Consider the following 24,213-nt stretch of genomic DNA (forward strand, 5'->3'; position numbering starts at 1 on the left):
TTCCGTTATTCAAAGTAATGATGTTTTTCTAAATATTCCTTAGCCACGACGGACGGCTCTTTTAATCGGCCGTCAACTTCGTAATTCATTTTCTGCATCATCTTTGTATCAATCGCGCCGATCATTTGATTGATCACGCCCTCCAGTTCGGGATGCTCTTTTAATACATGATCCGGAACAACGGGTGAACAGTCATACGGAGGAAAGAACCGCTTATCATCCTTCAGCGTTTTCAGTCCGTAAGCGATGATTCTTCCGTCGGTGGAATAAGCTAGCGCGATATCCATCTTTCTGCTTTTCAGCGCGTCGTAAACGAGGCCGATCTGCATCGGATACGTGCCTTCAAATGACATTCCGTACGTTTTCATAAAATCCTGATATCCGTTGCCTCTCAGCTTCATCCAATAGTTATCTACGCCGAATTTCAGATGAGACGCTTCTTTTTTGACATCGGATACCGATTCCAAATGGTACTTGCGGGCAAGCTGTCCGGAAACGGTAAAGACGTATGTATTATCAAAGCCGTAAGAATCAAACCATTTCATGTCATATCTGTTTTGAAATTCACGCTGAACGAGCCGCAGCGCTTTTTCCGGGTCTTTTTCCGGCTCCATGCGAAGCGTCCCGGTCAGCGCGTCACCTGTATAGCGTGTAGCGGCGATATCAATATCACCGTTGATCAAGGATTGCTGCTGTACGGCATTGGAGCCGAGATTTTTAATAACGGATGTTTTTAACCCGCTGTGATGTTCGATCATCTGCCCGAGCATGCTCGCGATGATTTCTGATTCGGTCATGCTTTGCGCGCCGATTTTAATGGTATCCTCCGATGCGGTGCTCAACCCCGGGAGCGAGCATCCGCCAAGGAGCAGCATGCCGATACAGGCGATTGCGAGCAGCCGTTTTTTGCATCTATTCCCCATGAGAGACCTCCTCCTTATGAAGCATCCTTTATGCTCTTCAGCCCGTCAGGCGTGACTTTCCGTTCTGTCATCCCCAGCATATAATCGACAGCGGCCGCCAGCATTGTGACCGGAACAGCGCCTGCGATAATATACTCCGGCTGATAAAGGTTTAAGCCGATAAAAATGTAATCTCCCAGCCCGCCTCCGCCGATAAAGGAAGCGAGCGTCGCCCAGCCGATTAAATAAATCGAAGACGTCCGGATGCCCGCCATGATGACCGGAGCGGCAAGCGGGAGCTCTACAAGCCTGATCTGCTCCCATGCCGTCATGCCGATTCCTTTTCCCGATTCCAGAAGATGCCGATTGACGCCGAGAATCCCCGTATACGTGTTTCTGAGAATCGGCAGCATGGAATAGAAAAACAGCGCCGCAACGGCCGGGACCTTTCCTACGCCTAAAAGCGGAATAAAAAACGCAAGAATGGCAAGACTCGGCAAGGTTTGAATGATGTTGACGATGCCGATGACGGCGCCGGCTCCTCTTTTCATCCTCGTCAGCAGGACGCCGAGCGGAACGGCGGCGAGAATGCCCGCCATGACGGCGATTAATGAGATGTACAGATGCTCCCATGTTTTATAAAGCATCTCTCCTCCATTTGCCTGTAAAAATTGCACGGTCTGATTCATATCAATTGAAGCCTCCTCATGACATCACCGCGAGCTGTTTCTCTTCTCCCCAGATGGAGTCATAGACGATGTCAACGAGGCTTGCCCTTGTCACGATTCCCGTTAAACGGCCGGCTTCATCAAGGACCGGCACAAATTTCATACCTCTTTTTAAAATTTTATGGACGGCGTCGCGAAGCAGAGTGCCGCTTCTGACCGTGTACAGATCCCGTTCAAGTACTTCCGCGACGGTTACCGCCTGTCTTCGTTTGCGGTCAATCATCTCCACATCGACATAACCTTGGAGAACGTTCTTTTCATCAATGACGAGCAGCGAATCCACCCGCTCGGCACGCATCAGCTGAATGGCGGCTGACAGTGTTTTCTCAGGTGTTACCGTCACGGGATCGGGATTCATGATCTGCTCCACCCGTTCAATATCAGGGCTGGATGATTGGATCAGCCGTTCCTTGCCGATAAACTCCTCAACAAATTCATTCGCCGGAAATCTGAGAATCTCATCAGGCGTTCCGGCCTGGACGATTTCTCCCGCTTTCAGAATGACGATTCTGTCCGCAAGCTTGATGGCTTCGTCCATATCATGGGTAACAAATACGATGGTTTTATGTAAGGTTTTTTGCAGTTTTTTAAATTCTTCCTGAAGGGAATCTCTCGTAATCGGGTCAAGCGCCCCGAACGGTTCATCCATTAAGATGAGCGGCGGCTCTGCGGCAAGTGCCCGTAATACACCTATTCGCTGCTGCTGTCCTCCGCTCAGTTCATGAGGGTAACGGTCTAAATATTCAGGCCCCATATCGACGAGCTTTAAAAGCTCCCGCGCCCGTTCCTTCCGTTTTTCGGCAGGATGCTTTAAAAGCTTCGGAACGAGGGTAATGTTCTGCTGAATGGTCATATGCGGAAACAGCCCGATCTGCTGGATGACATAGCCGATGCTTCTTCTGAGTTCCACCGGGTCTTGTTCCATAATGTTTCGGCCCTCTATCAGGATTCTGCCTTCTGTGGGTTCAATTAAGCGGTTGATCATTTTCATCGTCGTCGTTTTGCCGCAGCCGCTCGGTCCGATAAAACAAATAAATTCACCTTTGGCGATATTCAGGTTGATGCTGTTGACGGCTTTTTTCCCGCCTTTATACATTTTCGAGACATTTTCTAATGTCAGCAAACACTCACACCTCCATGATTAAGTTTATTCAATTCGTTAAATTCAAATTTAACTTTTCAGACAATTGAACGTTTCCCATTATAAATTAAACTTTGTAAATTAAAAAGTTTACAATTTGTCCATATTATATATAAAGGTTGTGTAAGCACTGATTTACCCGTATTGACCGGCAAAGTTCTTCTTATTGCTCCGGATTACTGCCAGATTCTCTCGGAAGAGCATTTCCGCCGGTTTAAAAATGTGGTATATTGACATCGGAATTGCTGACTGAAAGGATTGAAACTGTTGGAGAAAGATCCGTTACACGTAATCGAACAAGCTGAAGATCATTTGATAGAACGAATCGCTGAAAATATGCATACATTCGGAATGCCCGCGACGGTGGGGCGCATTTTAGGCATTATTTATATGAACCGCAAGCCGATGACCTTAACTGAATTATCAGAAGCGACCGGCATGAGCAAGACGAGAATGAGTCAGGCGGTCCGTGAAATGCTTGACGTCAATCTGGCGGAAAAAGTGTTTGAAAAAGGCGTCCGCAAAGATTTATACGACGTCGAGCAGGATTATTACCAAACCTTTATTACGCTGTTTACGGCCACATGGAGCAAGGTCGTCAGCAAAAATAAAATGATGCATAAAAAGCTGAACCGCGAACTGACGGCCGTCCTTGAAAACGGCGTGCCGGAAGAAGCTGAGGAAAAAATCAACGAACTGCTGAAAGAATTAAAGGATTGGCTTGATTACTACAACTGGATCAGCCGCCTGATCGAGTTTTTTGAAAGCGAAGAAATTTTCAAGCATGTTCCGAAGCCATAAGAAAAAAACGCCCTGACCCGCAAGGCGTTTTTTTTCATGCCGCATTCGGCGCTTTGGTTCGTTTTTTCTTTCTCACCGGACTCAGCGCCCGCTCCAGCCATGCCATCACAAGATCTGCGATAACGGCCATCAGCGCTGTCGGAATGGCGCCGGCCAAAATAATCGCGGTTCCGTTCGTGGCGTTTGAGCCCCTGACAATAATGTCACCGAGTCCGCCCGCGCCGACAAACGTACCGATTGCCGTAATGCCGATCGCGATGACGAGCGCCGTCCGCAGCCCCGCCATGATGACGGAAAGCGCAAGCGGCAGCTCCACCATGCGGAGCACCTGAAATTTGGTCATGCCCATCGCTTTTCCCGATTCAAGATAAGCGTGTTCAATGCTGGCGATTCCCGTGTACGTATTCCGGATGATCGGAAGAAGCGAATATAAAAACAGCGACAAAATCACCGTATTGGCGCCGAGCCCCATGACGAGCATCAGCACCGCAAGCATCGCAAGCGCCGGCACGGTCTGAATCACGTTTGTCACCGCGAATACCCAGCCGCTTAATGTTCTGTACCTTGCAATGAAGATGCCGAGCGGAACCCCGACGATCGCCGCAAATAAAACGCCGTATACCGACATGAGAAAATGGCGGTAAAACTCCTGAAGCACATAGGCGCCGTTTTGAGAATAATAAGTGCCGAGCTGCTGCAGCACTTCCATTTGCCCCACCTCATTTCTTATTCAAAATAATGATGTTTCTCTAAAAATTCTTTAGCGACGACGGACGGTTCTTTCAGCTTGCCGTCCACCTCGTAATTCAATTCCTGCATCGTTTCCGTATCGATTTTGCCGATCAGTTTATTCACAATGCCCTTCAGTTCAGGATGCTGCTTCAGCACGCTGTCGGGAATGACCGGCGAACAGTCATACGGCGGGAAAAACTGCTTGTCGTCTTTTAAAATTTTCAGATCGTACGCTTTAATCCGTCCGTCCGTTGAATAGGCGAGGACGGCATCCATTTTCCCGTTTTTCACGGCATCGTATACAAGTCCGATCTGCATCGGATAGGTTGTGCCGAATTCAAAGCCGTACGTGTCGGTAAAGCCTTTATAGCCGTCACCTTTTCTTTTCAGCCACGCATTGTCTACACCGAGCTTAAATTGATCCGCATGCTTCTTAATATCGGACACTTTGTCTAAATGGTCTTTTTCCGCAAGTTCTTTCGTGACGGTAAAAGCGTATGTGTTCTCAAATCCGTAAGAATCAAACCATTTGTAATGGAAGCGTTTCTCAAATTCCTTCTGGACGATGGATAATGCTTTTTTCGGGTCTTTTTCCGCTTCCATGCCGAGGGTGCTCGTTAAATCCGTTCCCGAGTAGCGCGTCGCGGCGATATCGATTTCACCGCCGAGCATCGCCTGCTGCTGGACATAGTTCGATCCGAGGTTTTTAATTAATGCCGTATTCAAGTCTGTATTGTGTTCAATCATCTGTGCGATCATATTGGCGATAATTTCTGATTCCGTCATGCTTTGCGCCCCGATTTTGATCGTATCATCGGAAGCCCCGCTCAGTCCGGGAAGGGAACAGCCGCCTAGAAGCAGAGCAGCTGACAGCGCCAGTGCGCACATCCATCTCTTTTGGTTTCTTTTCAAAACAGCCAACTCCTTATGATACTTCCTTCAGTCCTTTCAGCCCTTTCGGCGTCACCTTCCGTTCCGTCGCCGCTAGCAGATAATCAATGATAATAGCTAAAATGGTGACCGGCACAGCGCCGCCGATAATATATTCAGGCTGATAGAGATTCAGGCCGATAAAAATATAGTCTCCGAGCCCGCCGCCCCCGATAAAGGAAGCAAGCGTCGCCCAGCCGATCAGATAAATGGTGGATGTGCGGATGCCCGCCATGATCACCGGAACCGCAAGCGGCAGTTCCACAAGCCTGATCTGCTCCCAGACCGTCATGCCGATGCCTTTTCCCGATTCCAGCAGATTTTTGTTTACGCCTTGAATGCCGGTATACGTGTTCCGGAGAATCGGCAGCACCGAATAGAAAAACAGCGCGACGATCGCGGGCACCTTTCCCACGCCTAACAGCGGGATAAAAAACGCCAGTATCGCGAGACTCGGCAAGGTCTGCACAATGTTGACGGCGCCGATGACGGCGCCTGCGCCCTTTTTCATTCTCGTCAGCGCCACTCCGAGCGGAACGGCGACGACAATGCCTAATATGACGGCGATGATCGAAATGTATAAATGCTCCCACGTTTTATATAACAGTTCTCCGCCGTTCGTCTGCAAAAACTTGATCAATTCATTCATTGTAAGCGTTCCTCCCCTTGTCAGCCTGTCACCAGCTGGTCTTCCTCGCCCCAGATTGAATCGTAAACGATGTCGACAAGGCTCGCTCGCGTGACAATTCCGACTAAATGCCTTTGTTCATCAACGACGGGTACATATTTCATTCCGCGCTTTAAAATTTTGCGTACGGTATCGCGCAGCAGTGTCCCCTGCTCGACCGTATACAGATCAGAGCGGAGCACGTCGCCGACGAGGCTCGCTTTTTTCCGGTTCTGATCAATGATTTCGACATCAACATATCCTTGCAGCACATTCAGGTCATCAACGACAAGCAGGGAATCGACACGGTGTTCCCGCATCACCTGTATCGCCTGCGAAAGCGTTTTGTCCGCCGTAACGGTGACAGGCTTTTTGTTCATCATCTGCTCGACGCGTTCAATATCCGGTCTTGATTGCAATAACCGTTCTTTGCCGATAAATTCTTCGACAAACTCATTAGCCGGATTCCGGAGAATGTCATCAGGAGTACCGGCCTGAACGATCTCTCCCGCTTTTAAAATGACGATCCGGTCAGCCAGCTTAATAGCTTCATCCATATCGTGGGTTACAAACACAATCGTTTTATTCAATGTTCTTTGCAGTTTTTTGAATTCTTCTTGAAGGGAATCCCGCGTAATCGGATCAAGCGCTCCGAACGGTTCATCCATAAGAATAAGAGGCGGTTCCGCTGCTAGGGCGCGCAGCACGCCGATTCTCTGCTGCTGTCCGCCGCTCAGCTCGTGAGGATAGCGGTCTAAATATTCCGGGCCCATATCGACGAGCTTCAAAAGCTCCCGCGCCCGTTCCTTCCGCTTTTGTTCCGGCCATTTCAGCAGTTTCGGCACGAGGGAAATGTTCTGCTGAATGGTCATATGAGGGAAAAGTCCGATCTGCTGAATGACGTAGCCGATTTTCCGTCTCAGCTCCACCGGGTCCTGCTCCATAATGTTTTCGCCATCGATAAAAATCTTTCCGGATGACGGCTCAATCAGTCTGTTAATCATTTTCATCGTCGTCGTTTTGCCGCAGCCGCTCGGCCCGATAAAACAAATAAACTCGCCTTTTTCGATATTTAAATCAATGCTGTTGACAGCTTTTTTTCCGCCTTTATAGACTTTCGATACATTTTCTAATCTCAGCAATCCGTGCACCTCCGAAGGGTTCCGTTATTTTTCTGAAAAGTATAATCTTTATTATAAGATGAAATTTGTAAAATAAAAAGTTTACAATGTGTTGAAATTATATACAATATACGTGTTTTTTCATGTTATCCCGCTGACAATGCGGATGTTCTTACAATCGCTCCCGATAGCTCGCATATCCTGCCGCATCATCTTTTTCATCAACTGTAAAAAATATGATATATTGTCAGCATGAAAAGCCAGTGAAGGGATGATCAGCCGTGGAAAAAAACGCTCTTGATATCATCGGGCATGCTGAAGAGCATCTCATTGAGAGAATCGCCGAGAATATGCATACATTCGGAATGCCGGCCACACTGGGACGTGTGCTCGGTATTATTTATATGAACCGCAAGCCGATGACGTTAAATGAGCTGTCAGAGGCAACCGGGATGAGCAAAACGAGGATGAGCCAGGTGGTCCGCGAAATGACCGATGCCAATCTGGCTGAAAAAGTGTTTGAAAAAGGCGTTCGCAAAGACCTTTATGACGTGGAGCGTGATTATTACCAGACGTTTATCTCCCTGTTTACGGCAAATTGGACAAAGGCGGTCAGCAAAAACAAAATGCTCTATAAAAAGCTGAACCGCGAGCTGACTGAGCTTCTGGAATCGGAAAATCTCAGTCCCGATATTAAAGAAAAAGCCCGTCAGCTTTTGGATGAACTGACGGATTGGCTCCATTATTATGACTGGCTGAGCCGTTTGATAGAATTTTTTGAGAGTGAAGAAGTGTTTCAGCATGTGCCGAAAATAGAAAAAAGCAGCACCCGAAGATAACCGGGCGCTGCTTTTTTAAGTCAGGAAACCAATATCGGGAACATGCCTTTCAGACCGGCGCCGATCATACCGATCGCCACCACCGCCAAAATCAGCCCCATCAGTCGGGTAATGACGTTCATTTCGGTTTTCCCGAGCTTATTGCTGATGAAAGATGAATAGTGAAAGAAGATGAACGTCATCGCGATGACGGCCGCAATGCCGATAAGCACGCTGATGTAATGGAAGATGCCGCCATGGCCGGCCGACAGACTCATCACCGTCGCGATCGTACCGGGTCCGGCGATAATCGGAATCGACAAAGGCGTCACAGATATATCGGCTTTCTCCTTGCTTTCCCCTTTCTCTTCATGATGAAGGGACTGTACATGAGATTTCTTCGCGTTCAGAAGATTATAAGCGATACCGAAAATAAAAATGCCGCCCGCGATACGTAAGGCATGAATGTTAATGTCAAACAGTTTAAAGATCAGATGGCCGAAGATTAAAAAAGCCGCCAAGATGATAAACGACAGCACGGAAGCCTTGCGCGCGATCGCTGTCCGTTCTTTCTCCGAGTACCCTTCCGTCAGTGAAAGAAAAATCGGCACGTTTCCGATGGGATTGGAGACTGCAAACAGTGAAATGAAGACATGAATGATGAATGAAAACATGCGTACCTCCTTATGACTTGCCGTTATTGAGTTATGTTTTGTTCTCCGCTGTTTCTTATGCATGGTTTTTACCCCGAGGTCTGCTTTTTATAACCTCAGCCGAACAATCCGGAAACAGAAAAAAACCGTCCTTGTAAGGACGGTTTTTTCTGTTTGTTATCTCCATAAGCCTTTTCCGAATTTCAACAGCCGATAAAGCATTTTCAATTTTTTTAGCATGCGTTAATTTCCTTTTTTACTCTGAATCAATGCGCCGAGAGACATGATATCTATCAGCTTCATTAAAATTCTACCATAATGGGTACTTTTTCTCTATTATCAATTCATAGAGAAAGTGATTTGTATATCTTTAGAAAACTCCGTTACATCCGCCCTATTTTCTTTTATAATGTAAATATTGAACAAAATCCCTATATTACTTGTAAAAGGAGTTTTAGAATGTATTGTTCTCAATGCGGCCATCAAACTGATGGCGGAAAGTTTTGTGAAAAATGCGGGGCGCCCCAGCCCGGGCAGGGAGGCGCAGGCCAAACGCAGGGCCAGGCCGCTCAGGCCGGCGCCGCGGCTAAGCAGGCTTCAAAGCAATTTGCCTTATTCGTGCTTGATGTGTTAAAGCGACCGTATCAAACATGTAAAACGACAGGCGGCGAACAGCTTGTCAGCAGCATCATCAACATGGTGCTTTTCTGCCTGGTGACGCCGATTATGTTTTATATTCTCCTATCAGACGGCTTTCGTGACATCAGTTTTACCGCGGTTGTGATCAAACCGGCGCTTACCTTTGCATTATGCGTTTTCTGCCTGTATCTCTTGATTTTTATCGCTTTAAAGGCCGGCGCCGCGCAGGTGTCATTTAAAGATTCGCTGTCCAGATTCGGGGCATTTTTGATTCCGTTTACAGCTATTTTGCTTCTTGCCCTCATTTTTATGCTGCTTCATACAACCGTTTGCTTTACCATTCTGGCTGTCGGTCTTTTAGGAGCGGCGTTTGCCGTGCCTCCGCTCATGCTGGCGAGCTATCAGCATCAGCTCACGGCTAAGGCCGATATCATTTATTCTGTTATCGTCATCTATTTGATCATTTGTGTAACGTTTCAATTCACGATTAAGCATTATATAAAAGAACTCATGAATTATTTCTTCTTTTAAAAACGGAAACCCCCGCCGCCTGATTGGCGCGGGGGTTTTTTATTGAATGGATGTTAAATAAATTCTTCCGTCTTTAACAACGCCGCCATACGTCCAATTGTATGTTCTGAGCTTCGGACTGCCGCCGGCTTTCGTAATATAAAACTCCTCGTACGTATGAATCGTCAGATGAGAGCCTTTCTGTGAAAAGCTTTTGACATTCACTTCATTAAATACTTCGGTCGTCCCCTCGCTGTGCAGTTTTTTGACCAGTTTCTGCTGATCTGCATACAAAGGGCTCCCCTCTTCTAAATTGCCCGCCATGATGGCAAAATTGTTAAGGCTGACGGCGCTTGATTGATTTGTCAGGTAATCAGTCATAAACGTTGTGACTTGCTCGTTTGTCACGCTGCCTGAAGCTGTGTTTCCTTTGGAAGATGCCCATGCTGATGTATAGGTTTTCGGCTGGTCGTTTTTTATTTTTTTTACATTTGTCCCAGAAGAATCTGAGGCAGGGTCAGCTTTTTCGAAAACCCATTTTTTATGTTTTGTATCATATGAGAGTACATAATGAAAGCTCGGCTCAGCCTCTTCCATATCAGGCTTCGTATTCCCGTCGAAATAAGCAGACTCATGAAGCTCTTTACCCGTAACAGTTACTTGCCAGCGGCTATTCTCTTGAGAAATCGCAAATGAATCCAGATCAAAGCTTGTCTCTTTATACTGATCCTTCAAAAAGGTGCCGGAACTCTTCATGCCGGATACCACTTCTTTCGTCTGCTCTTTCCAGGCGGAACCAGCCTCGGTCATCTGATCGGTATTTCCGTCTGCCATCGCTTTTGTATACTGCTTCGTTGTTTTGACAATCGTGTCCATGATTGTTTGTTGTGTATCTTGATCCGGGATAAGCGTTAAGTCCACATCAGTACTGTTGATCGGAACATCGGCAGTTTTCATTTTTCCCCAAGGAAAATCAGCCTCCACGGCGGCTGTCATGGAACCGTCAGTTAAGAGCGGACCGTATGTAACGGATGTAAACGGATCTTTATGGACGGACTTGCCGTTTATCAGCAGATCGCCTTTCGCGCTTTTGAAGCTGTCTGCCGGAGTGAATGTCACATCCTCGGCGTCTAACGGCAGGTCAAACTCAACATTCCGGCTGCCGGCCGCCTCTGCCTCTTGCTTTTTGACAACGTCAACCGTCTCATTTTTAAGCTTGGCTTCCGCCGTGTAGACACCCGGTGCATACGGACCGAAGAGTTGGGTTTCATCGGCTTTTTTGACCGTACCTGTTTTCTCGCTGTTGATATAAAGATCGGCGCCTTTATAATTGCTGGTGACGCGGAAATAAACCGGATCGACTTTCAATTCGTAATGGTCAAACAAAAGAAGGGTTTTACCCTCTTTTTTGACGTATACCGCATCTTTTTCTGATGAATTGCCGCGAAGCGATGCCAGCAGTTCATCGTGTTTCTTTGCGTATGCAAGGAGCGGTTTGACATTGGTCTCATTCAGCTTCAGTTTTTTGTCTGAAGGAGTGAGCAGGGCTGCGAGCTTTTTCGTGTCCCCGTCATGAACCGCCTGTTCGAATTGATCTGTGAGCCTTTTTTCAGATGTCAGCCAGGCTCCGGTTTTATATGCGGCAATCAATAAGATCAGCGCTGCGGCAATGCCGCCCCATATGAAGAGCGTTTTTTTAGGGATCGGCTTTCTTATTTGTGAAGCAGGTTCAGCCGCTCTTACAGCCGCCTGCCGCTCCAGCCGGCTTCCTTTCCCGATCGGTTTTCCGCATTCTTTACAGAAATGCGCCTCTTCGTTGTTCTGCTGGCCGCAATACTTACAAAAAAACATGACTTTCCTCCTATTCAATCTGCAAAACTTGTATAACTTTTCCTATGTTTCATATTTTATAATAAAGTAGAATGATTTTGGAGTTATTTTGAAAAAATAGCTGTCGATCATAACAGAGGAGGAGAAACGGACATGCAAAAACTGAGTATCCGAAAAGCCGCGGAGTCGGATGAAGCGCTGTATGAACTATTGCTGCTGGCCGATCCGTCGAGGGAGATTGTCGATGATTATCTTGTAAGAGGAGAATGCTATACGGCTTGGACGTCAGACGAGCTTGCAGGGGTTTACGTTTTATTGAAAACAAGGCCTAAAACGATAGAAATCGTAAACATCGCGGTAAAAGAATCGCTGCAGAACAGGGGATTCGGAAAACAGCTGGTGCAAGATGCCATTGAAAAAGCGAGACAATCGGGAGCTGACACGATTGAAATCGGCACCGGAAATTCCAGTATTCATCAGCTGTCACTCTATCAAAAATGCGGATTCCGCATTCAGGCTGTCGACCATGATTTTTTTATCAGGCATTATGATGAAGACATTTTTGAAAACGGCATTCAATGCCGGGATATGATAAGGCTTTATTTGGATTTATGATAAAAAGGGCGCCGGCTGAGATCGGCGCCCCTTCGTTTACCATTCAGACGGATTGATCCGCTTGTTTCTCTGTATTTCTTTGACTCCCTTGTCTGACTGAAAAAATAGCAAAAACGATCGTAAGGGTCAGTCCGACCCCCGCAAAAATATAATCCGCATTCATCAACAGCAGAAGCCCTGTGTAGACAGCGGCCGACAGCGGTTCACCCATTTTGACAATGGAAAAAATCAGTGCAAAGACCCTTCCGAAATATGCAGCCGGAACCGTCTTTTGGAAATACAGCACCGTTTGCACATCAATATACGAGATGATGATGCCAAGCACCAGGAAGATGATGCACTCAAACCCATGAAGGGGAAAAAACAGGAGCATAATGAGCAGTCCCGCTGCCGTTAACGTCCGCGGGTACAGCCGGTTCAAGCGTTTTGTATTCCATTTGAAAAATACGGCCAGATTGCCCAAAAGCATCCCCGCCTGAAACATTGAATACATGACGGCAAACCATACAGAATAGTTCTGCTGGAAACGCTCCACAGCAAGAATCGGCCCCATTACTGAAATAAGGCCGGCAATGACGAGATTTACGACGAAAAAGTATCCGACCGATGTCAGCCATGCCGCATTTCCTTTCAGCATTCTGTAACCGGATTTTACATCTTCAGTTCCGTTGCTTTTTTCATTGGGCTGTTCTGAAATACGAATGAACGCGATAAATGCCGCGGAGATAAAAAAAGCAGTTCCGTTTATGGCAAACAGCAGCCCGAACGGAATAGCCGCAATCATGATCCCGCTGATCAATTTTCCGACGATGAGTCCGATCAAGTCACTCGTATTGATCAGAGATGTCGCCTGATCAAGATGCTGTTTACGGACGAGCAGCGGAATGATCGCGACTTTCGCCGGCGCAAACAGCATCGATTGCAGAGATAGACAAAAGGCGCACACCCCGGCTATCCACACGGTTAATAAATCGTTCGCGCTGAGCACCGCCAAGAGGATCATGATGACGGCCCGGCCCGTATTGCACAAATACAAGATCGACTTTTTTCGGAATAAATCAATCAGCGGTCCCGCCAGCACGCCAAATGTCAACGGCACGAGTTCGATAAAAGAAATAACGCCGACAAGAATTTTGCTGCCGGTCAATTCCAGCACTAACAGCGGCAGAGCAATGAGCCAGACCCCATCCGCTGCTGAAGAAAACACCTGTGCACACCAAAGCTTTGCATAGTTCGGTGTTCGATATGTCATATCAGACCCTTTTTTGATCCTCGTCATCAGAAACACCGCCGAACCATTCCAGCGTTCTCCATGATTCCCGTCTTTCCGTATAATCCTCTTCCATCACCTCAAATACAATGCCGGTATCTTGATTCCGATAAAGCTCCTGCAAAGTATCTGCAGCCCGTCTCAGCAGCTCCTCAGCGACCGTCCCTTCACTCGGATGGCGGCCCTCAAAACAGCGGACGCCGCCATGCGGGAACGCAAGCTGGCGAAATGAGCTGAAGTGATAATGCTTAATGCTCTCTTTTATCGAAAGAAACTGAAAGAAATCGGGATATTTCAGCTGATCATTTCTGAACATAAGGGCGGAAGACAAGTGAGTCTGATAGGTAATCGCCCAATGGCACAGATCCCACGTAATACCGACATGCTTCAGATCCAGCTGCACCAGCTCTGTAAAATCCTCAGGATAAATGAAAATCGGATCAAAATCCTCTCCCAGATTCCCGATGATCGGAAGGTTTTCCACACCGATCCAAATGTCCGTCCCTTTCAGCCGCTCATCAAACTCCGCGAAAAACTCAACGATTTTTTTACGGTTTCCTTCCAGGTCATAGACTTGAAATTCCTCAACCGTCATAAATTGATTCGCATGAACGGTTATGCCTTTGGCGCCGTATTTCACAGCGAGCTCCGCAAAGTGATAAAGCTGTTTTTTGATGTGATCTTCATTCACATAATCGGCATGATCTGTCGGGAAATGCAGCGTCAATAATGAAGGATCAAGCTGTTTCGCATATTCCAGCGTCTGATTGAATGTTTTGAGATAATCCGCTTCCCCAAAGGAATGGCCGTCAAAAATATTCGCTTCCAGACCGTATCCCGCTTCCACCCATTTCTCATCGATTTGCTTCGGATCAAGTCCGAAAAACGGAATTTGAGCAATCATAGGACAGTCACCATGTTCCTCTCACAAGCATAAACGCTTCCGCAGCGGTAAAACCCGATTTTGCTCCCCACACACGGGCATTATGTTCGATCGCCTGCAAAGAGCGGGGATGAGGGAAGTCTCTGAGCTCGGAGCCGTAACACGCCATCGATTTCAATTTCGTTTCAAGCTCGTTTTCAATATTAACGAAGAAATTGGCATGAAACTGATCCTTCTGACAGTAATTCCATTCCGTCGAAGACAATGTTTCATAGGCAAAAACCCGTTTTACCGTATGACCGGGAAGCGGACGGGTTGCCGTCATGACCGCTCTGAATACGACGGAGTGATCAATATTAATGTCACCGCCGTACTGGGTATACACAATGTCAGGCTGAAAACGATTGATTTGTTTCTCCGCTTCCTTCACGACATCCAGCAAATCCATTGAATCCATTCTGTTATCAGGAAGGTTCAGCCTGACAAAATCATGGATGCCCAAAGTGCTGAGCGCCTGCTCCGTTTCTTGATTAGAATGCTGCATAACGGAATCTTCAGGCTTTTTGTAATCCGTTTTTCTTGATGATTTGCCTTCCGCCATAATGACTGCCGACACGCTGTCACCTTGGCGGACATGTTTGGCGAGCGTGCCGCCGACGCCGATAATTTCATCGTCGGGATGCGCTGCAAATACCATTACTTTCATCATATTGCCCTCCTTTGACTAACATTTCGGCTGTATCCGCTCCGCAGTTCATCAGCATATCAAGCATGGAGAGGTGAGGGATATGCTCCCCGAATAATTGAGGATAGCCAAAATGTCGGATCTGCTGATACTCAATGACAATTCCGTTTCTTTCAAAATCGCTTTCTATTAAATAGTCGGAACCCTGACTGCCTGAATAATAACGGTCCGCCCCCAGCTCCTGACAAAGCGCTAAAACAAAATCGCTTTTTTTCTCCTTCCGGCATTCAAGCTCAGAGACATAACAGAGCGGCGTTTCAATTCGGAGCTCTTCTCGGAAAAATTCAATGATGTGCATATTCAAATCATGGAGATATTCCCACTCCCGCTGATAGACATCTTGAAAAAAATGCTGGTACCGCTCAAAATAGGGAGCTTTCGCATAGTTCATTTTAATCGCCATCCAATGTTTTTTCCGCCAATCCTGTGTCTGGTCGATTTTCATATGCCGGAGCTCTATGTCTTTATATTGTTTCATCTGCAAAGGCACCGTCAGCCATCTGGGGCCTTGCGGCGTTTTGATTCTGTTGCGGTTGAGAAATCCTTTTTTCTCAAATTGAGCTGTGTCATGAATGGCAAACAGATCCGACTTATACATTTTTTCAAAAAAACCGTACCACGGCAGATAACTGGATTGATGGCCGCTTATTGTTTTCATTCCGGTTTCGTAAAAAGTCGGCATTGTTTTTCTTCAGCTCCCCAATATCGTTTCGGTCTTGCGATTTCTTTACTGTGTGAATAGCCAAAATCAGCCCATTGAAGCTTGCGGCAAATGGCGAATTGCAGGGCGTCACGCATCAATAAGTAAGAGGCCTGCGCTTTTTTTCCCGCCAGGCTGTTTATATTCTGCCAATAATAGAAATGAGAGCGGTCATAGAGAAAAATACTGCTGCTGATCAGCGTCTCATCCTGATATGCTCCGACCCAAAACATTCGGTCCGCAAACGTGTCAAGCAGCTTTTGGAAAAAGCCCTGGCTCAGCACATAAGCCGCGCCGATTGCCGACGTATGCTCTTTGTAGAGGTCATAAAACGCGCCAAGTTCTTTTCGCCCGATCAGCCGGGTGACAATATTCTCTTTTTCAGCGTATCTGACTGCCGTCCGGGCTTTTCCGGAAATGCCCGTCCAAAGTTCGTCAAACGTGTCCGGAAGCGTAAGGATCCGTGTTGCCTTTTCCGTCCACCCTTCCCCGATTTCTTCTGTAAAAGAAGTCTGACCGTACGGCAGCAGCATCCGGGATATGTTCCGGCCGAATATGGTCTGGATTTCACTTTGAAGCCATTCAAATGAGATGGGTCGATCTGAAATAACGCCGCCGTATCCGATCATATTGCCGGATAATACGCCCTTCTGTTCAAAAAGCGGAAGATAGATGACTTGTCCTCCGTCCGTTGTCAGTCTGACAGGGTGAAATGACGTGCCGGGAAGCTCTTCCATGAGGATTCCCCAATCATAGCTTTGAAACAATCCCGCCTGATACATGTCAGCGGCCCGATCCCATGCCTGGCGGGTCGTGTATACTGCTGTTTTTTGCATAGTTATCACCACTATTCAGTCTTATTCTTTTGCTCATAATATGATAAAACGGATTCGGCTATATATCTGACTTGCTCCTTTTGAAGAGGGGGTTTAAACGGCAGAGAAAGAACTCTCTTCCAAAGCGGGTCTTCCCCGCCTTCCCCCGCGTATGTTTCATAAATCGGAATACGTCCGAGGGGAAGATAGTTCCAGCATGTTTGGATGCCTCTTTCAGCTAAATAAACGGAACACCCGTACCGCTCTTCATCCCGGGAAAATACAATTGTTAAATAATTCAGATGTTCTCCTTCTTGGGGCTGGATCATTCTTATGCCGTTTGTTTCTCCCGCCTTTGCAAAGATTTCTCCCGCCGTCTCTAAGTTTCGGAGCGAAGCTGTTACAAGCTGATCCATACGTGAAAGCTGATCATCAATAATGGCTTCCCTTGCCGGATGCATGCGAAGCACGGGTACAACAGCCGGTTTATCCGGCAGAGCTTCGAGCTTTGTGGCTTTCATGGAAGGCATGGCGCCCGCTTTTCTAAACATATATGAAATAGGATGATGCCGTTTCCGTTTCATTACAGCTTGGATTCTTTGATTTCTGATATAAATTCGATAGTCAGCTGCCACTTGGCTGCGCTGTTCCATCGGGAGATTTGCTTTTTGCCGAAGCCATTCTTTCGGCGCGATTAACGCGCCGCCTCCGATACTCGCAAGCGGCTTTGAGGGGCCGAAGCTTAAAATGCCGAAATCACCCAAACCGCCGGCAAATGTATCCGCTTGTTTTGTAAACATGGCTTGAGCGGCATCATCAATGACAGCAATTCCGTTTTCCTTCGCCCAGTCAATGATAGCGGTATTTTCTCTCCGGCCGTATACATGCGTGAGGATAACCGCACACGTCTGCCTTGTCACTTTTTTTTTGACATCCTCAAACGATAAGGATAGCTGCTCATCCAGCTTCGCAAACACAGGCGCCGCACCGGATTGCAGCACGGCATCAATGACATTCGGGCAGCTGAAGGATGAGAAAATCACTTCTTTCCCCGGCCCGGCTCCCGAATAAGTTAATGCGAGCACCAGTGCCGCACTGCCGCTGGAGGTCAGCACAATCCCTTTCCCGTAACGTTTTTCCAGTTTTTCAGTCAGTCCGCTTTGTCCGGCAGTAAGCAAGTGTTTCACCGCGCGCAGACGGCCCCTGACGGAAAGCTGTCTGGGATAAACAGGATATTTGACCACTTCCGGGTTTTTAGGAAAGTGAAAGTTTGTGCTTGTGTCTCTCATTTTTAATGATCTCCAGGCCTTCATTCAGACTTACTTTCGGAGCGTAACCGAGCAAACGTTTCGCCTTCTCGATTGACGGCGCCCGTTTAAAAATCTCGATGTCTTTTCCCCTCACGCCGTCTTCGCCCAGCTTTTTAAACAGATAGTTATCCTTCTCTCTGCCTGAGAGCACATTGACTTTTTCAGCCAGTTCTTTTATCGTGATCGGCTGGTCGTTCCCGATATTGAAGTCTTCAAAGACGGCTCCTTCATGAACGAGAGCGAGATAAGTTCCGGTGACGATATCACTGATGTAGCTGAAGCAGCGTATTTGTCTGCCGTCCCCGTAAAGAGGCAGCTCAGAGCCGTTCTCGGCCAGGCTGAAAAACTTGTTGATGACAAAATCCTCGCGCTGTTTCGGCCCGTATACATTAAAGTACCGGACGACCCGAATATGAAGTTCGTCGGAAGCCTGTTCTCTCAAATATTCCTCTGATTGCAGTTTGGCTTTTCCGTAAGCCGATTTCGGAAGCTTTCTGCTTGTCTCGGTATAAGGAAAATCAGGTGAATCTCCGAACACTTCTGAACTCGATGAGAAAAGAAGTGTGCTGATTCCTAATTCACCGCATACCTCAGTGACGTTTTTCGTTCCTTCAAAATTGACCCGTATGACGTCTTCTTCATTGCTTCGGCAGCTGTCCACTCCGACCATTGCCGCCAAATGGACAACTGCATCCGCTCCCCCCAGTGATTCGCGTAGGGACGTCCGGTCAAGAATATCCGTTTGGCGGTATTCAGTGTCAAAAGCCGGCTTCTTTTGGTCTGCAATGATGGTGTGATAACCTTTAGCCTGTAATAATGCCGCCAGTTCGCTTCCGATAAAACCGGCTCCTCCGATAATCGCAATTTGTTTCATGATCCAACCTCCTGGCTGATAGTCAAAACTTCTTTTATAGACTTGACAATATAGCTGCAATCCTCATCTGATAACTGGCTGTAAAGAGGCAGTGATACGATCTCCCGGAAAACACGTTCAGTTACCGGAAGCTCGGCAGGAAAATGTTTTTTATAGTAAGGATGCAAATGCACGGGAATAAAGTGCACGCTCAGCCCGATTTGTTTTTCTTTCATTTTCTCAATAAACAGATCTCTGTCCATACCGCCGTTTTCTCGAATCCGCAAAATAAATAAATGCCATGAGTGCGTTATGCCGCTTGGAATGTCAGAAAGCGGAAGCGCCGCTTTGTCAGATTGGCCTGACAGTTCACGTACATAAAATTGAGCGATCTGTTCCCGTTTTTCTTGAATTTCGTTTGCGCGTTTCAATTGAACCAGACCGAGCGCGGCCTGAATATCCGTCATATTATATTTAAAGCCCGGCAGTAAAACGTCGTATCTCCAGCTGCCTTTTTCACCGTACCGGTTCCAGGCATTTTTTGTGATGCCGTGCCAGCCGTACAGCCTCGCTCTTTCTGCGGCCTGTTCGTCTTTCATGACGAGGGCTCCGCCTTCCCCCGTTGTAATATTTTTGGTGGCATAAAAGCTGAAGCACACAGCATCGCCGTGAGTGCCGATCATGCTTCCGTTATATTTTGTACCGAGCGCATGAGCGGCGTCTTCAATCAGATACAATCCGTTTTCTTTACAAATGGATTGCAAGTTTTCCAGATCAGCCGGATAGCCGGCAAAATGAACCGCAATTACCGCTTTTGTGCGCGGCGTTATTTTCTTCCTGACATCTTCAGGATCGGCACATAGACTTTTCTCGCATATATCCGCAAACACCGGAACGGCTCCGGCGTGCAGGATGACATTGACACTGGAACAGAACGTGAAGCTCGGCACGATGACTTCATCGCCTTCTCCCACCTCGAGCGCCAATAAAGCCATATGTAATGCAGCGGTGCCTGAATTACAGCTGATGACGTGTTCGGCTCCTATACATTCTCCCAGCTTTTTTTCAAAATCGATTACCTTCGGGCCTTTCGAAATCCAGCCCGATTGAATCGTTTCGGTTACGCTTGCGATTTCTTCGTTTGTCATATCAGGTCTGTGAAAAGAGATAAATCGATTACTAATGACCGTTCCCTCCTATAAAGTGACAACTCTGCAATTGTCGGCTGATTTTTCCTTACATACATTTCTTGTGTCAAAGATAATCGGTGAGACATCCTTCAAAATACTGTAGTCGATGACATCGTGATCTGTATGAATGATGATGACGTCGTACTGATTGATTTGTTCTTTTGTGAAAGGGACAGATTGTTTGCGGCTTCCGTCATTCAAGCGGATCTCGCTGATAAACGGATCATGGTAATCAATCGCGCATCCCTTGTCCATCAATTCTTCCATTATCGTAAACACTGAGGATTCACGCGGGTCATTTGTATTTTTTTTATAAGCGGCCCCTATTATTAAGATGCTGCATTTGTCTTTGCCCGACAGTTTCAAAGCATAGTCAGAGACAGAAATCGGCATGTTGGAATTGATTTCGTCCGCCAGATCAATTAATTTTGTCTGCAGCCCTTTTTCATTCGCGATCCATTTGAAGTAAAAAGGGTCAATCGGGATACAATGGCCTCCGACTCCGGGGCCCGGGATAAATTTTTGAAAGCCGAACGGCTTCGTGTCCGCCGCGCAGATGACTTCCCATATATCAATATCAAGTTCACGGCAATTAAGCGCCATTTCATTGATAAGAGCTATATTGACATAACGATAAGTATTCTCTAGGAGTTTAGCTGTTTCAGCTACTTCGGGTGAGGTGACCGGGTGAATGCTTGTAACAATGGTGCTGTAAAACGCTGAGGCAAGTTCTGTGCAAGTCTGTGTGGTTCCGCCGACTACTTTAGGAATATCTGAAACTTCATATTGCCTGTTGCCCGGATCGATTCTTTCCGGAGAATAAGCCGTAAAAAAGTCTGTTCCTATTTTCATGCCGCGGCTTGATGCCATTCTGTCGGCAATCTTTTTTTTCGTTGTTCCGGGATAGGTGGTGCTTTCTAAAATTAAAAGCTGATGCTGCCTTCCATAAGCGATCATGCTGTCAACTGCACTGTCGATGTAGGTTAAATCGGGGATCTTGTCTTTTTTGTTCAGGGGTGTCGGCACACATATCACAATGATGTCGCATTGTTGGATGAGCGACATGTCGGCGCTGATTTGAAAGCGTTTTGTTTGTAAAGCCGAGTTCAGTCTGTCGTCCTCTATATCTTGAATATGGCTGCTTCCGGCGGCTAACAAGGAAACCTTTTCACTGTTTTTGTCGAATCCGATAACATTGTATCCTTTATCGACACATTCCAGAGCAAGAGGAAATCCCACATATCCCATGCCTAACACGCCTACAATCGCCTGCTTCGTTTCAATTAGATGTAACAGCCGTTTTTGACCAAGGTTGCTGGCTTCTTTTGTGACAGTATTCATTTTTCGCCCCCTAATAGATAGAAAAGAGTATTGTTTTTTACAATTTAAAACAAATATCGATCGATACCGCAATTATAACAAAAGTTAAAATTTGATAAATGAGTTTTACATCCTTTTATAAATTAGGTATTATATATTTATTTTTCTTTTATTTGTAAAATAAAATCCTGTCAAATGGTATATATCTGGTAACGAGTGAGAAAATCTCCCTTAATTGAGAGAATATACAGAAAATAATATAAAAAAACAGGCCGAAGCCTGTTTTTTTATTCTTTCACTGCCTCAGATACAGCCGCGGAAACGAGTGCTCCCGCTTTCTCTAATCGTTCTTTGCTGATGTGTTTCATATTATCATTCTCAGTGTGATACCAGGGCCCCGGCTCCTGTGTATCGGGGCTGAGCCAAATCCAGTTAGCCGACGGAATCCCCGCTTCATAAAAAGAGACATGGTCTGAGTAACCGAGCTGAATCAGGTTTGGCTTGACCAACCGGGATTTTTCAGCGGCTTTTTCAGCATACCGGACGCTCGGGTTTTCCCTGCCGTCAGGAGTCGTGACGCACATTTGACTCGCTTCTTCCCAGTCAGTCGCAATCATATCGGCATTAAAATTGGCCTGGCTGTGCTTTCTTTCATTGTTCGTGAGTGTACTGACGTAATAAGATGAACCCGCAGACCATAATTCTTCTGCACCGAACAAAATAAAGCGGATCTCTTTGTCTTTCGGTATGTGTTTGAGTTGCTTGCTGATTTCCAGAACGGCAGATGTGCCTGAGGCGTTATCATCCGCTCCGGGCGCGCCTTTTACGCTGTCATAATGCGCTGTGACATAAATAATATCAGCATCAGAAGAGTTGGCCTGTGCCGCTTTGCGCGTTCCTATAATATTTTGTGAGGTGCGGTTTTTATAGTTTTTAAATTGAATGACTGCCTGCTTTTCCTGCAGCAGTGCTTCACCGTCTTCTTTTTTCATACCCGCCGCCGGTATCGTGATTCCTTTATCGGTATGCGGACGGACGGCGAGCGGTTTTGTTGTCTGATTATAAATAATGACTGCTTTGGCTCCCGCTTGTTCGGCATGTTTGATCTTTTGAGAAACGGGGATCTTTCCTTCGCGTATCACTACAATCTTTCCTTTGGCTCCTGTTACGTCATCGCGTGATCCGCAGCCGCCGTCAAAAATCCCTCCCTCAATTCTCAGCTCTTTTTCAACAGCGGATTGATCAGCGGAGCGGAGCGGGAATTCATGATCTCCCGCTGTGACTGAACCTGAAAAGTACTTTTTCAATGGAAATGTCTGTACTTTGACACTGGCGCCCTGAGCCCGCAGGCGATTCGATATGTATTCAGCCGCTTCCTTTTCTTTCGCAGTTCCGGTTTCCCGCGGTCCGATTGTTTCGCTCAGATCATGCATAGTGTCCAATGCCTCGTCAGCATCAAAAACCGGCGCGGTCACGGCTGAATAACCATGGGTTTCAGACAGCGGCCCGGCAGACGCGCCCCACATAACGCTTGCTGCCACCGCGGCTGACATAAATGAAAATTTCATCATAATCCCTCCTCTTATTAACACCTCTTCCCTTTCGATTGAAGAACACTGATTCCTTTAAATAGGGGAAAAATGAATATTATTGACCAAATGAAGATGATGAAAAAGGAGGGAAAAACCCGGGAGCATAAAAAAACGCCGGGAGAATATCTCCCGGCGTCCATTCCATTACTTATTCAAGTTATAGAAAGAGTTGATACCGTGGTATTGAGCAGTTTCAGCCAACTGATCTTCGATGCGAAGAAGCTGGTTGTATTTCGCAACACGGTCCGTACGGGACGGAGCACCTGTTTTGATTTGTCCTGCATTAGTTGCCACAGCGATGTCAGCGATTGTGCTGTCTTCAGTTTCACCTGAACGGTGAGAGATAACGGCAGTGTAGCCTGCGCGTTTCGCCATTTCGATCGCATCGAATGTTTCAGTCAATGTACCGATTTGGTTTACTTTGATCAGGATAGAGTTGCCTACGCCGTTTTTGATACCTTCAGCAAGCTTTTTCGTGTTTGTAACGAAAAGGTCGTCACCGACAAGCTGAACTTTTTTGCCAAGACGCTCTGTAAGAAGTTTGTGGCCTTCCCAGTCGTTCTCGTCAAGTCCGTCTTCGATAGAGATGATTGGGTATTTAGAAACCATTTCTTCGTACCAGTCAACCATTTCAGCAGATGTTTTCACAACGCCTTCGCCAGACAGATGGTATTTGCCGTCTTCTTTGTTGTAGAACTCAGAAGATGCAGCATCCATAGCAAGCTTCACTTCTTCGCCAGGTTTGAAGCCGGCTTTTTCGATTGCTTCAACGATTGTTTGAAGCGCTTCTTCGTTAGAACCAAGGTTCGGAGCGAATCCGCCTTCGTCACCTACAGCTGTGTTCATTCCTTTAGCAGAAAGAACTGATTTCAGGCTGTGGAAGATTTGAGCGCCCATGCGAAGCGCTTCACGGAAGTTAGGCGCGCCTACAGGCATAATCATGAATTCTTGAATGTCTACGTTGTTGTCAGCATGCTCTCCGCCGTTGACGATGTTCATCATCGGTACAGGAAGCGTTTTTGAGTTGAATCCTCCAAGGTATTGGTAAAGAGGAATCTGTAAGAAATCAGCAGCAGCGCGCGCACAAGCCATAGATACGCCAAGGATTGCGTTCGCACCGAGTTTGCCTTTGTTTTCAGTACCGTCAAGCTCGATTAAAAGCTGATCGATTGCGTTTTGTTCAGTTACATCAAAGCCTAGAAGCTCTGGAGCAATGATTTCGTTTACGTTGTTAACAGCAGTTAACACGCCTTTTCCAAGGTAACGGTCTTTGTCGCCGTCACGAAGCTCAACCGCTTCGTATTCACCTGTAGAAGCTCCGCTTGGCACTAATGCGCGGCCGAAAGCTCCTGTTTCTGTATATACTTCAACTTCAACTGTTGGGTTGCCGCGGGAGTCAAGGACTTCGCGTGCATAAACATCAACAATGTATGGCATGAGTTTGTCTC

The 24,213-nt window shown here is 46.8% G+C and carries 24 protein-coding genes; 4 read left to right on the top strand and 20 right to left on the bottom strand.

Translation table 11 applies throughout. From position 1 onward, the window contains the following. Positions 1–5: 5 nt before the first annotated feature. Genes OTK50_RS11530 through OTK50_RS11540 form a run of 3 tightly spaced genes read right to left on the bottom strand, consistent with a single transcriptional unit; the run spans position 6 to position 2,753 of the window. Positions 6–923: an osmoprotectant ABC transporter substrate-binding protein gene (locus OTK50_RS11530; protein ID WP_396021778.1), complete on the bottom strand. Its 918-nt coding sequence runs from the start codon at positions 921–923 to the stop codon at positions 6–8. A 14-nt stretch (positions 924–937) separates the two neighbouring features. Further along, on the bottom strand, positions 938–1,591 hold the full coding sequence (locus OTK50_RS11535) for an ABC transporter permease (protein ID WP_014305838.1): 654 nt from the start codon (positions 1,589–1,591) through the stop codon (positions 938–940). Between the two features lie 16 nt (positions 1,592–1,607). Beyond that, positions 1,608–2,753: a betaine/proline/choline family ABC transporter ATP-binding protein gene (locus tag OTK50_RS11540; RefSeq protein ID WP_224223820.1), complete on the bottom strand. Its 1,146-nt coding sequence runs from the start codon at positions 2,751–2,753 to the stop codon at positions 1,608–1,610. A 285-nt stretch (positions 2,754–3,038) separates the two neighbouring features. Between OTK50_RS11540 and OTK50_RS11545 the strand changes: the two genes are divergently transcribed. Beyond that, positions 3,039–3,572 (top strand): GbsR/MarR family transcriptional regulator, encoded by a 534-nt coding sequence (locus OTK50_RS11545; protein ID WP_003151660.1) that lies wholly within the window; start codon positions 3,039–3,041, stop codon positions 3,570–3,572. 34 nt (positions 3,573–3,606) lie between these two features. On the opposite strand, the gene opuCD is transcribed toward OTK50_RS11545, so the two are convergent. Genes opuCD through opuCA form a run of 4 tightly spaced genes read right to left on the bottom strand, consistent with a single transcriptional unit; the run spans position 3,607 to position 7,043 of the window. Beyond that, on the bottom strand, positions 3,607–4,281 hold the full coding sequence (opuCD, locus tag OTK50_RS11550; protein WP_003151658.1) for a glycine betaine/carnitine/choline/choline sulfate ABC transporter permease OpuCD: 675 nt from the start codon (positions 4,279–4,281) through the stop codon (positions 3,607–3,609). A 17-nt stretch (positions 4,282–4,298) separates the two neighbouring features. Next, complete coding sequence (gene opuCC, locus OTK50_RS11555; RefSeq protein WP_087920808.1) at positions 4,299–5,192, bottom strand: osmoprotectant ABC transporter substrate-binding lipoprotein OpuCC; 894 nt, start codon at positions 5,190–5,192, stop codon at positions 4,299–4,301. Between the two features lie 37 nt (positions 5,193–5,229). Next, on the bottom strand, positions 5,230–5,883 hold the full coding sequence (locus OTK50_RS11560; protein WP_032876432.1) for an ABC transporter permease: 654 nt from the start codon (positions 5,881–5,883) through the stop codon (positions 5,230–5,232). A gap of 20 nt (positions 5,884–5,903) precedes the next feature. Then, positions 5,904–7,043 carry an osmoprotectant ABC transporter ATP-binding protein OpuCA gene (gene opuCA, locus OTK50_RS11565; RefSeq protein WP_003151651.1) on the bottom strand — a complete coding sequence of 380 codons (1,140 nt, stop codon included), beginning with the start codon at positions 7,041–7,043 and terminating at the stop codon, positions 5,904–5,906. A gap of 260 nt (positions 7,044–7,303) precedes the next feature. Here opuCA and OTK50_RS11570 point away from each other — a divergent pair, with 260 nt between their 5' ends. Continuing rightward, positions 7,304–7,861, top strand: a complete 558-nt coding sequence (locus OTK50_RS11570) for a GbsR/MarR family transcriptional regulator (RefSeq protein WP_045208938.1) — start codon at positions 7,304–7,306, stop codon at positions 7,859–7,861. 20 nt (positions 7,862–7,881) lie between these two features. Here the strand turns inward: OTK50_RS11570 and OTK50_RS11575 are convergent, their stop codons facing one another. Then, complete coding sequence (locus tag OTK50_RS11575) at positions 7,882–8,514, bottom strand: NAAT family transporter (RefSeq protein WP_007409973.1); 633 nt, start codon at positions 8,512–8,514, stop codon at positions 7,882–7,884. Between the two features lie 438 nt (positions 8,515–8,952). On the opposite strand from OTK50_RS11575, the gene OTK50_RS11580 reads away from it, so the two are divergent. Beyond that, on the top strand, positions 8,953–9,663 hold the full coding sequence (locus OTK50_RS11580; RefSeq protein ID WP_224223822.1) for a zinc ribbon domain-containing protein: 711 nt from the start codon (positions 8,953–8,955) through the stop codon (positions 9,661–9,663). A 39-nt stretch (positions 9,664–9,702) separates the two neighbouring features. Here OTK50_RS11580 and OTK50_RS11585 read toward each other — a convergent pair whose 3' ends face one another. Next, entirely contained in the window at positions 9,703–11,493 is a 1,791-nt protein-coding gene (locus OTK50_RS11585; protein WP_224223823.1) for a zinc ribbon domain-containing protein, read from the bottom strand. 132 nt (positions 11,494–11,625) lie between these two features. On the opposite strand from OTK50_RS11585, the gene OTK50_RS11590 reads away from it, so the two are divergent. After that, positions 11,626–12,087 carry a GNAT family N-acetyltransferase gene (locus OTK50_RS11590; protein ID WP_045208943.1) on the top strand — a complete coding sequence of 154 codons (462 nt, stop codon included), beginning with the start codon at positions 11,626–11,628 and terminating at the stop codon, positions 12,085–12,087. Positions 12,088–12,130: 43 nt separating this feature from the next. On the opposite strand, the gene OTK50_RS11595 is transcribed toward OTK50_RS11590, so the two are convergent. From OTK50_RS11595 to eno, 11 genes are all read right to left on the bottom strand, one after another. After that, on the bottom strand, positions 12,131–13,366 hold the full coding sequence (locus OTK50_RS11595) for an MFS transporter (protein ID WP_045208944.1): 1,236 nt from the start codon (positions 13,364–13,366) through the stop codon (positions 12,131–12,133). Beyond that, positions 13,341–14,261 carry a sugar phosphate isomerase/epimerase family protein gene (locus OTK50_RS11600; protein WP_224223824.1) on the bottom strand — a complete coding sequence of 307 codons (921 nt, stop codon included), beginning with the start codon at positions 14,259–14,261 and terminating at the stop codon, positions 13,341–13,343. Before OTK50_RS11600 ends, OTK50_RS11595 begins: the two co-directional genes overlap by 26 nt. 7 nt (positions 14,262–14,268) lie before the next feature. Then, on the bottom strand, positions 14,269–14,946 hold the full coding sequence (locus tag OTK50_RS11605) for a PIG-L deacetylase family protein (RefSeq protein WP_224223825.1): 678 nt from the start codon (positions 14,944–14,946) through the stop codon (positions 14,269–14,271). Further along, on the bottom strand, positions 14,909–15,667 hold the full coding sequence (locus OTK50_RS11610) for a WbqC family protein (protein WP_038459888.1): 759 nt from the start codon (positions 15,665–15,667) through the stop codon (positions 14,909–14,911). The genes OTK50_RS11605 and OTK50_RS11610 overlap by 38 nt, the downstream gene beginning before the upstream one ends. Further along, complete coding sequence (locus OTK50_RS11615) at positions 15,640–16,521, bottom strand: GNAT family N-acetyltransferase (RefSeq protein WP_224223826.1); 882 nt, start codon at positions 16,519–16,521, stop codon at positions 15,640–15,642. The genes OTK50_RS11610 and OTK50_RS11615 overlap by 28 nt, the downstream gene beginning before the upstream one ends. A gap of 11 nt (positions 16,522–16,532) precedes the next feature. Further along, positions 16,533–17,789 carry an aminotransferase class V-fold PLP-dependent enzyme gene (locus tag OTK50_RS11620; protein ID WP_224223827.1) on the bottom strand — a complete coding sequence of 419 codons (1,257 nt, stop codon included), beginning with the start codon at positions 17,787–17,789 and terminating at the stop codon, positions 16,533–16,535. After that, on the bottom strand, positions 17,755–18,684 hold the full coding sequence (locus OTK50_RS11625) for an NAD-dependent epimerase/dehydratase family protein (protein WP_224223828.1): 930 nt from the start codon (positions 18,682–18,684) through the stop codon (positions 17,755–17,757). Before OTK50_RS11625 ends, OTK50_RS11620 begins: the two co-directional genes overlap by 35 nt. Further along, positions 18,681–19,811 carry a DegT/DnrJ/EryC1/StrS family aminotransferase gene (locus tag OTK50_RS11630; RefSeq protein WP_224223829.1) on the bottom strand — a complete coding sequence of 377 codons (1,131 nt, stop codon included), beginning with the start codon at positions 19,809–19,811 and terminating at the stop codon, positions 18,681–18,683. The genes OTK50_RS11625 and OTK50_RS11630 overlap by 4 nt, the downstream gene beginning before the upstream one ends. Before the next feature lie 48 nt (positions 19,812–19,859). Beyond that, a complete protein-coding gene (locus OTK50_RS11635; RefSeq protein WP_130571455.1) occupies positions 19,860–21,194 on the bottom strand; it encodes a nucleotide sugar dehydrogenase in 1,335 nt (444 codons plus the stop codon). A 266-nt stretch (positions 21,195–21,460) separates the two neighbouring features. Continuing rightward, positions 21,461–22,741 (bottom strand): M20/M25/M40 family metallo-hydrolase, encoded by a 1,281-nt coding sequence (locus OTK50_RS11640; RefSeq protein ID WP_224223830.1) that lies wholly within the window; start codon positions 22,739–22,741, stop codon positions 21,461–21,463. Positions 22,742–22,909: 168 nt separating this feature from the next. After that, entirely contained in the window at positions 22,910–24,202 is a 1,293-nt protein-coding gene (eno, locus tag OTK50_RS11645) for a phosphopyruvate hydratase (protein ID WP_003151625.1), read from the bottom strand. Positions 24,203–24,213: the final 11 nt, after the last annotated feature.

Origin of the sequence: Bacillus sp. NEAU-CP5, assembly GCF_026420705.1 — a bacterium.
In the GTDB taxonomy this organism is placed as follows: Bacteria; Bacillota; Bacilli; order Bacillales; family Bacillaceae; genus Bacillus; species Bacillus velezensis.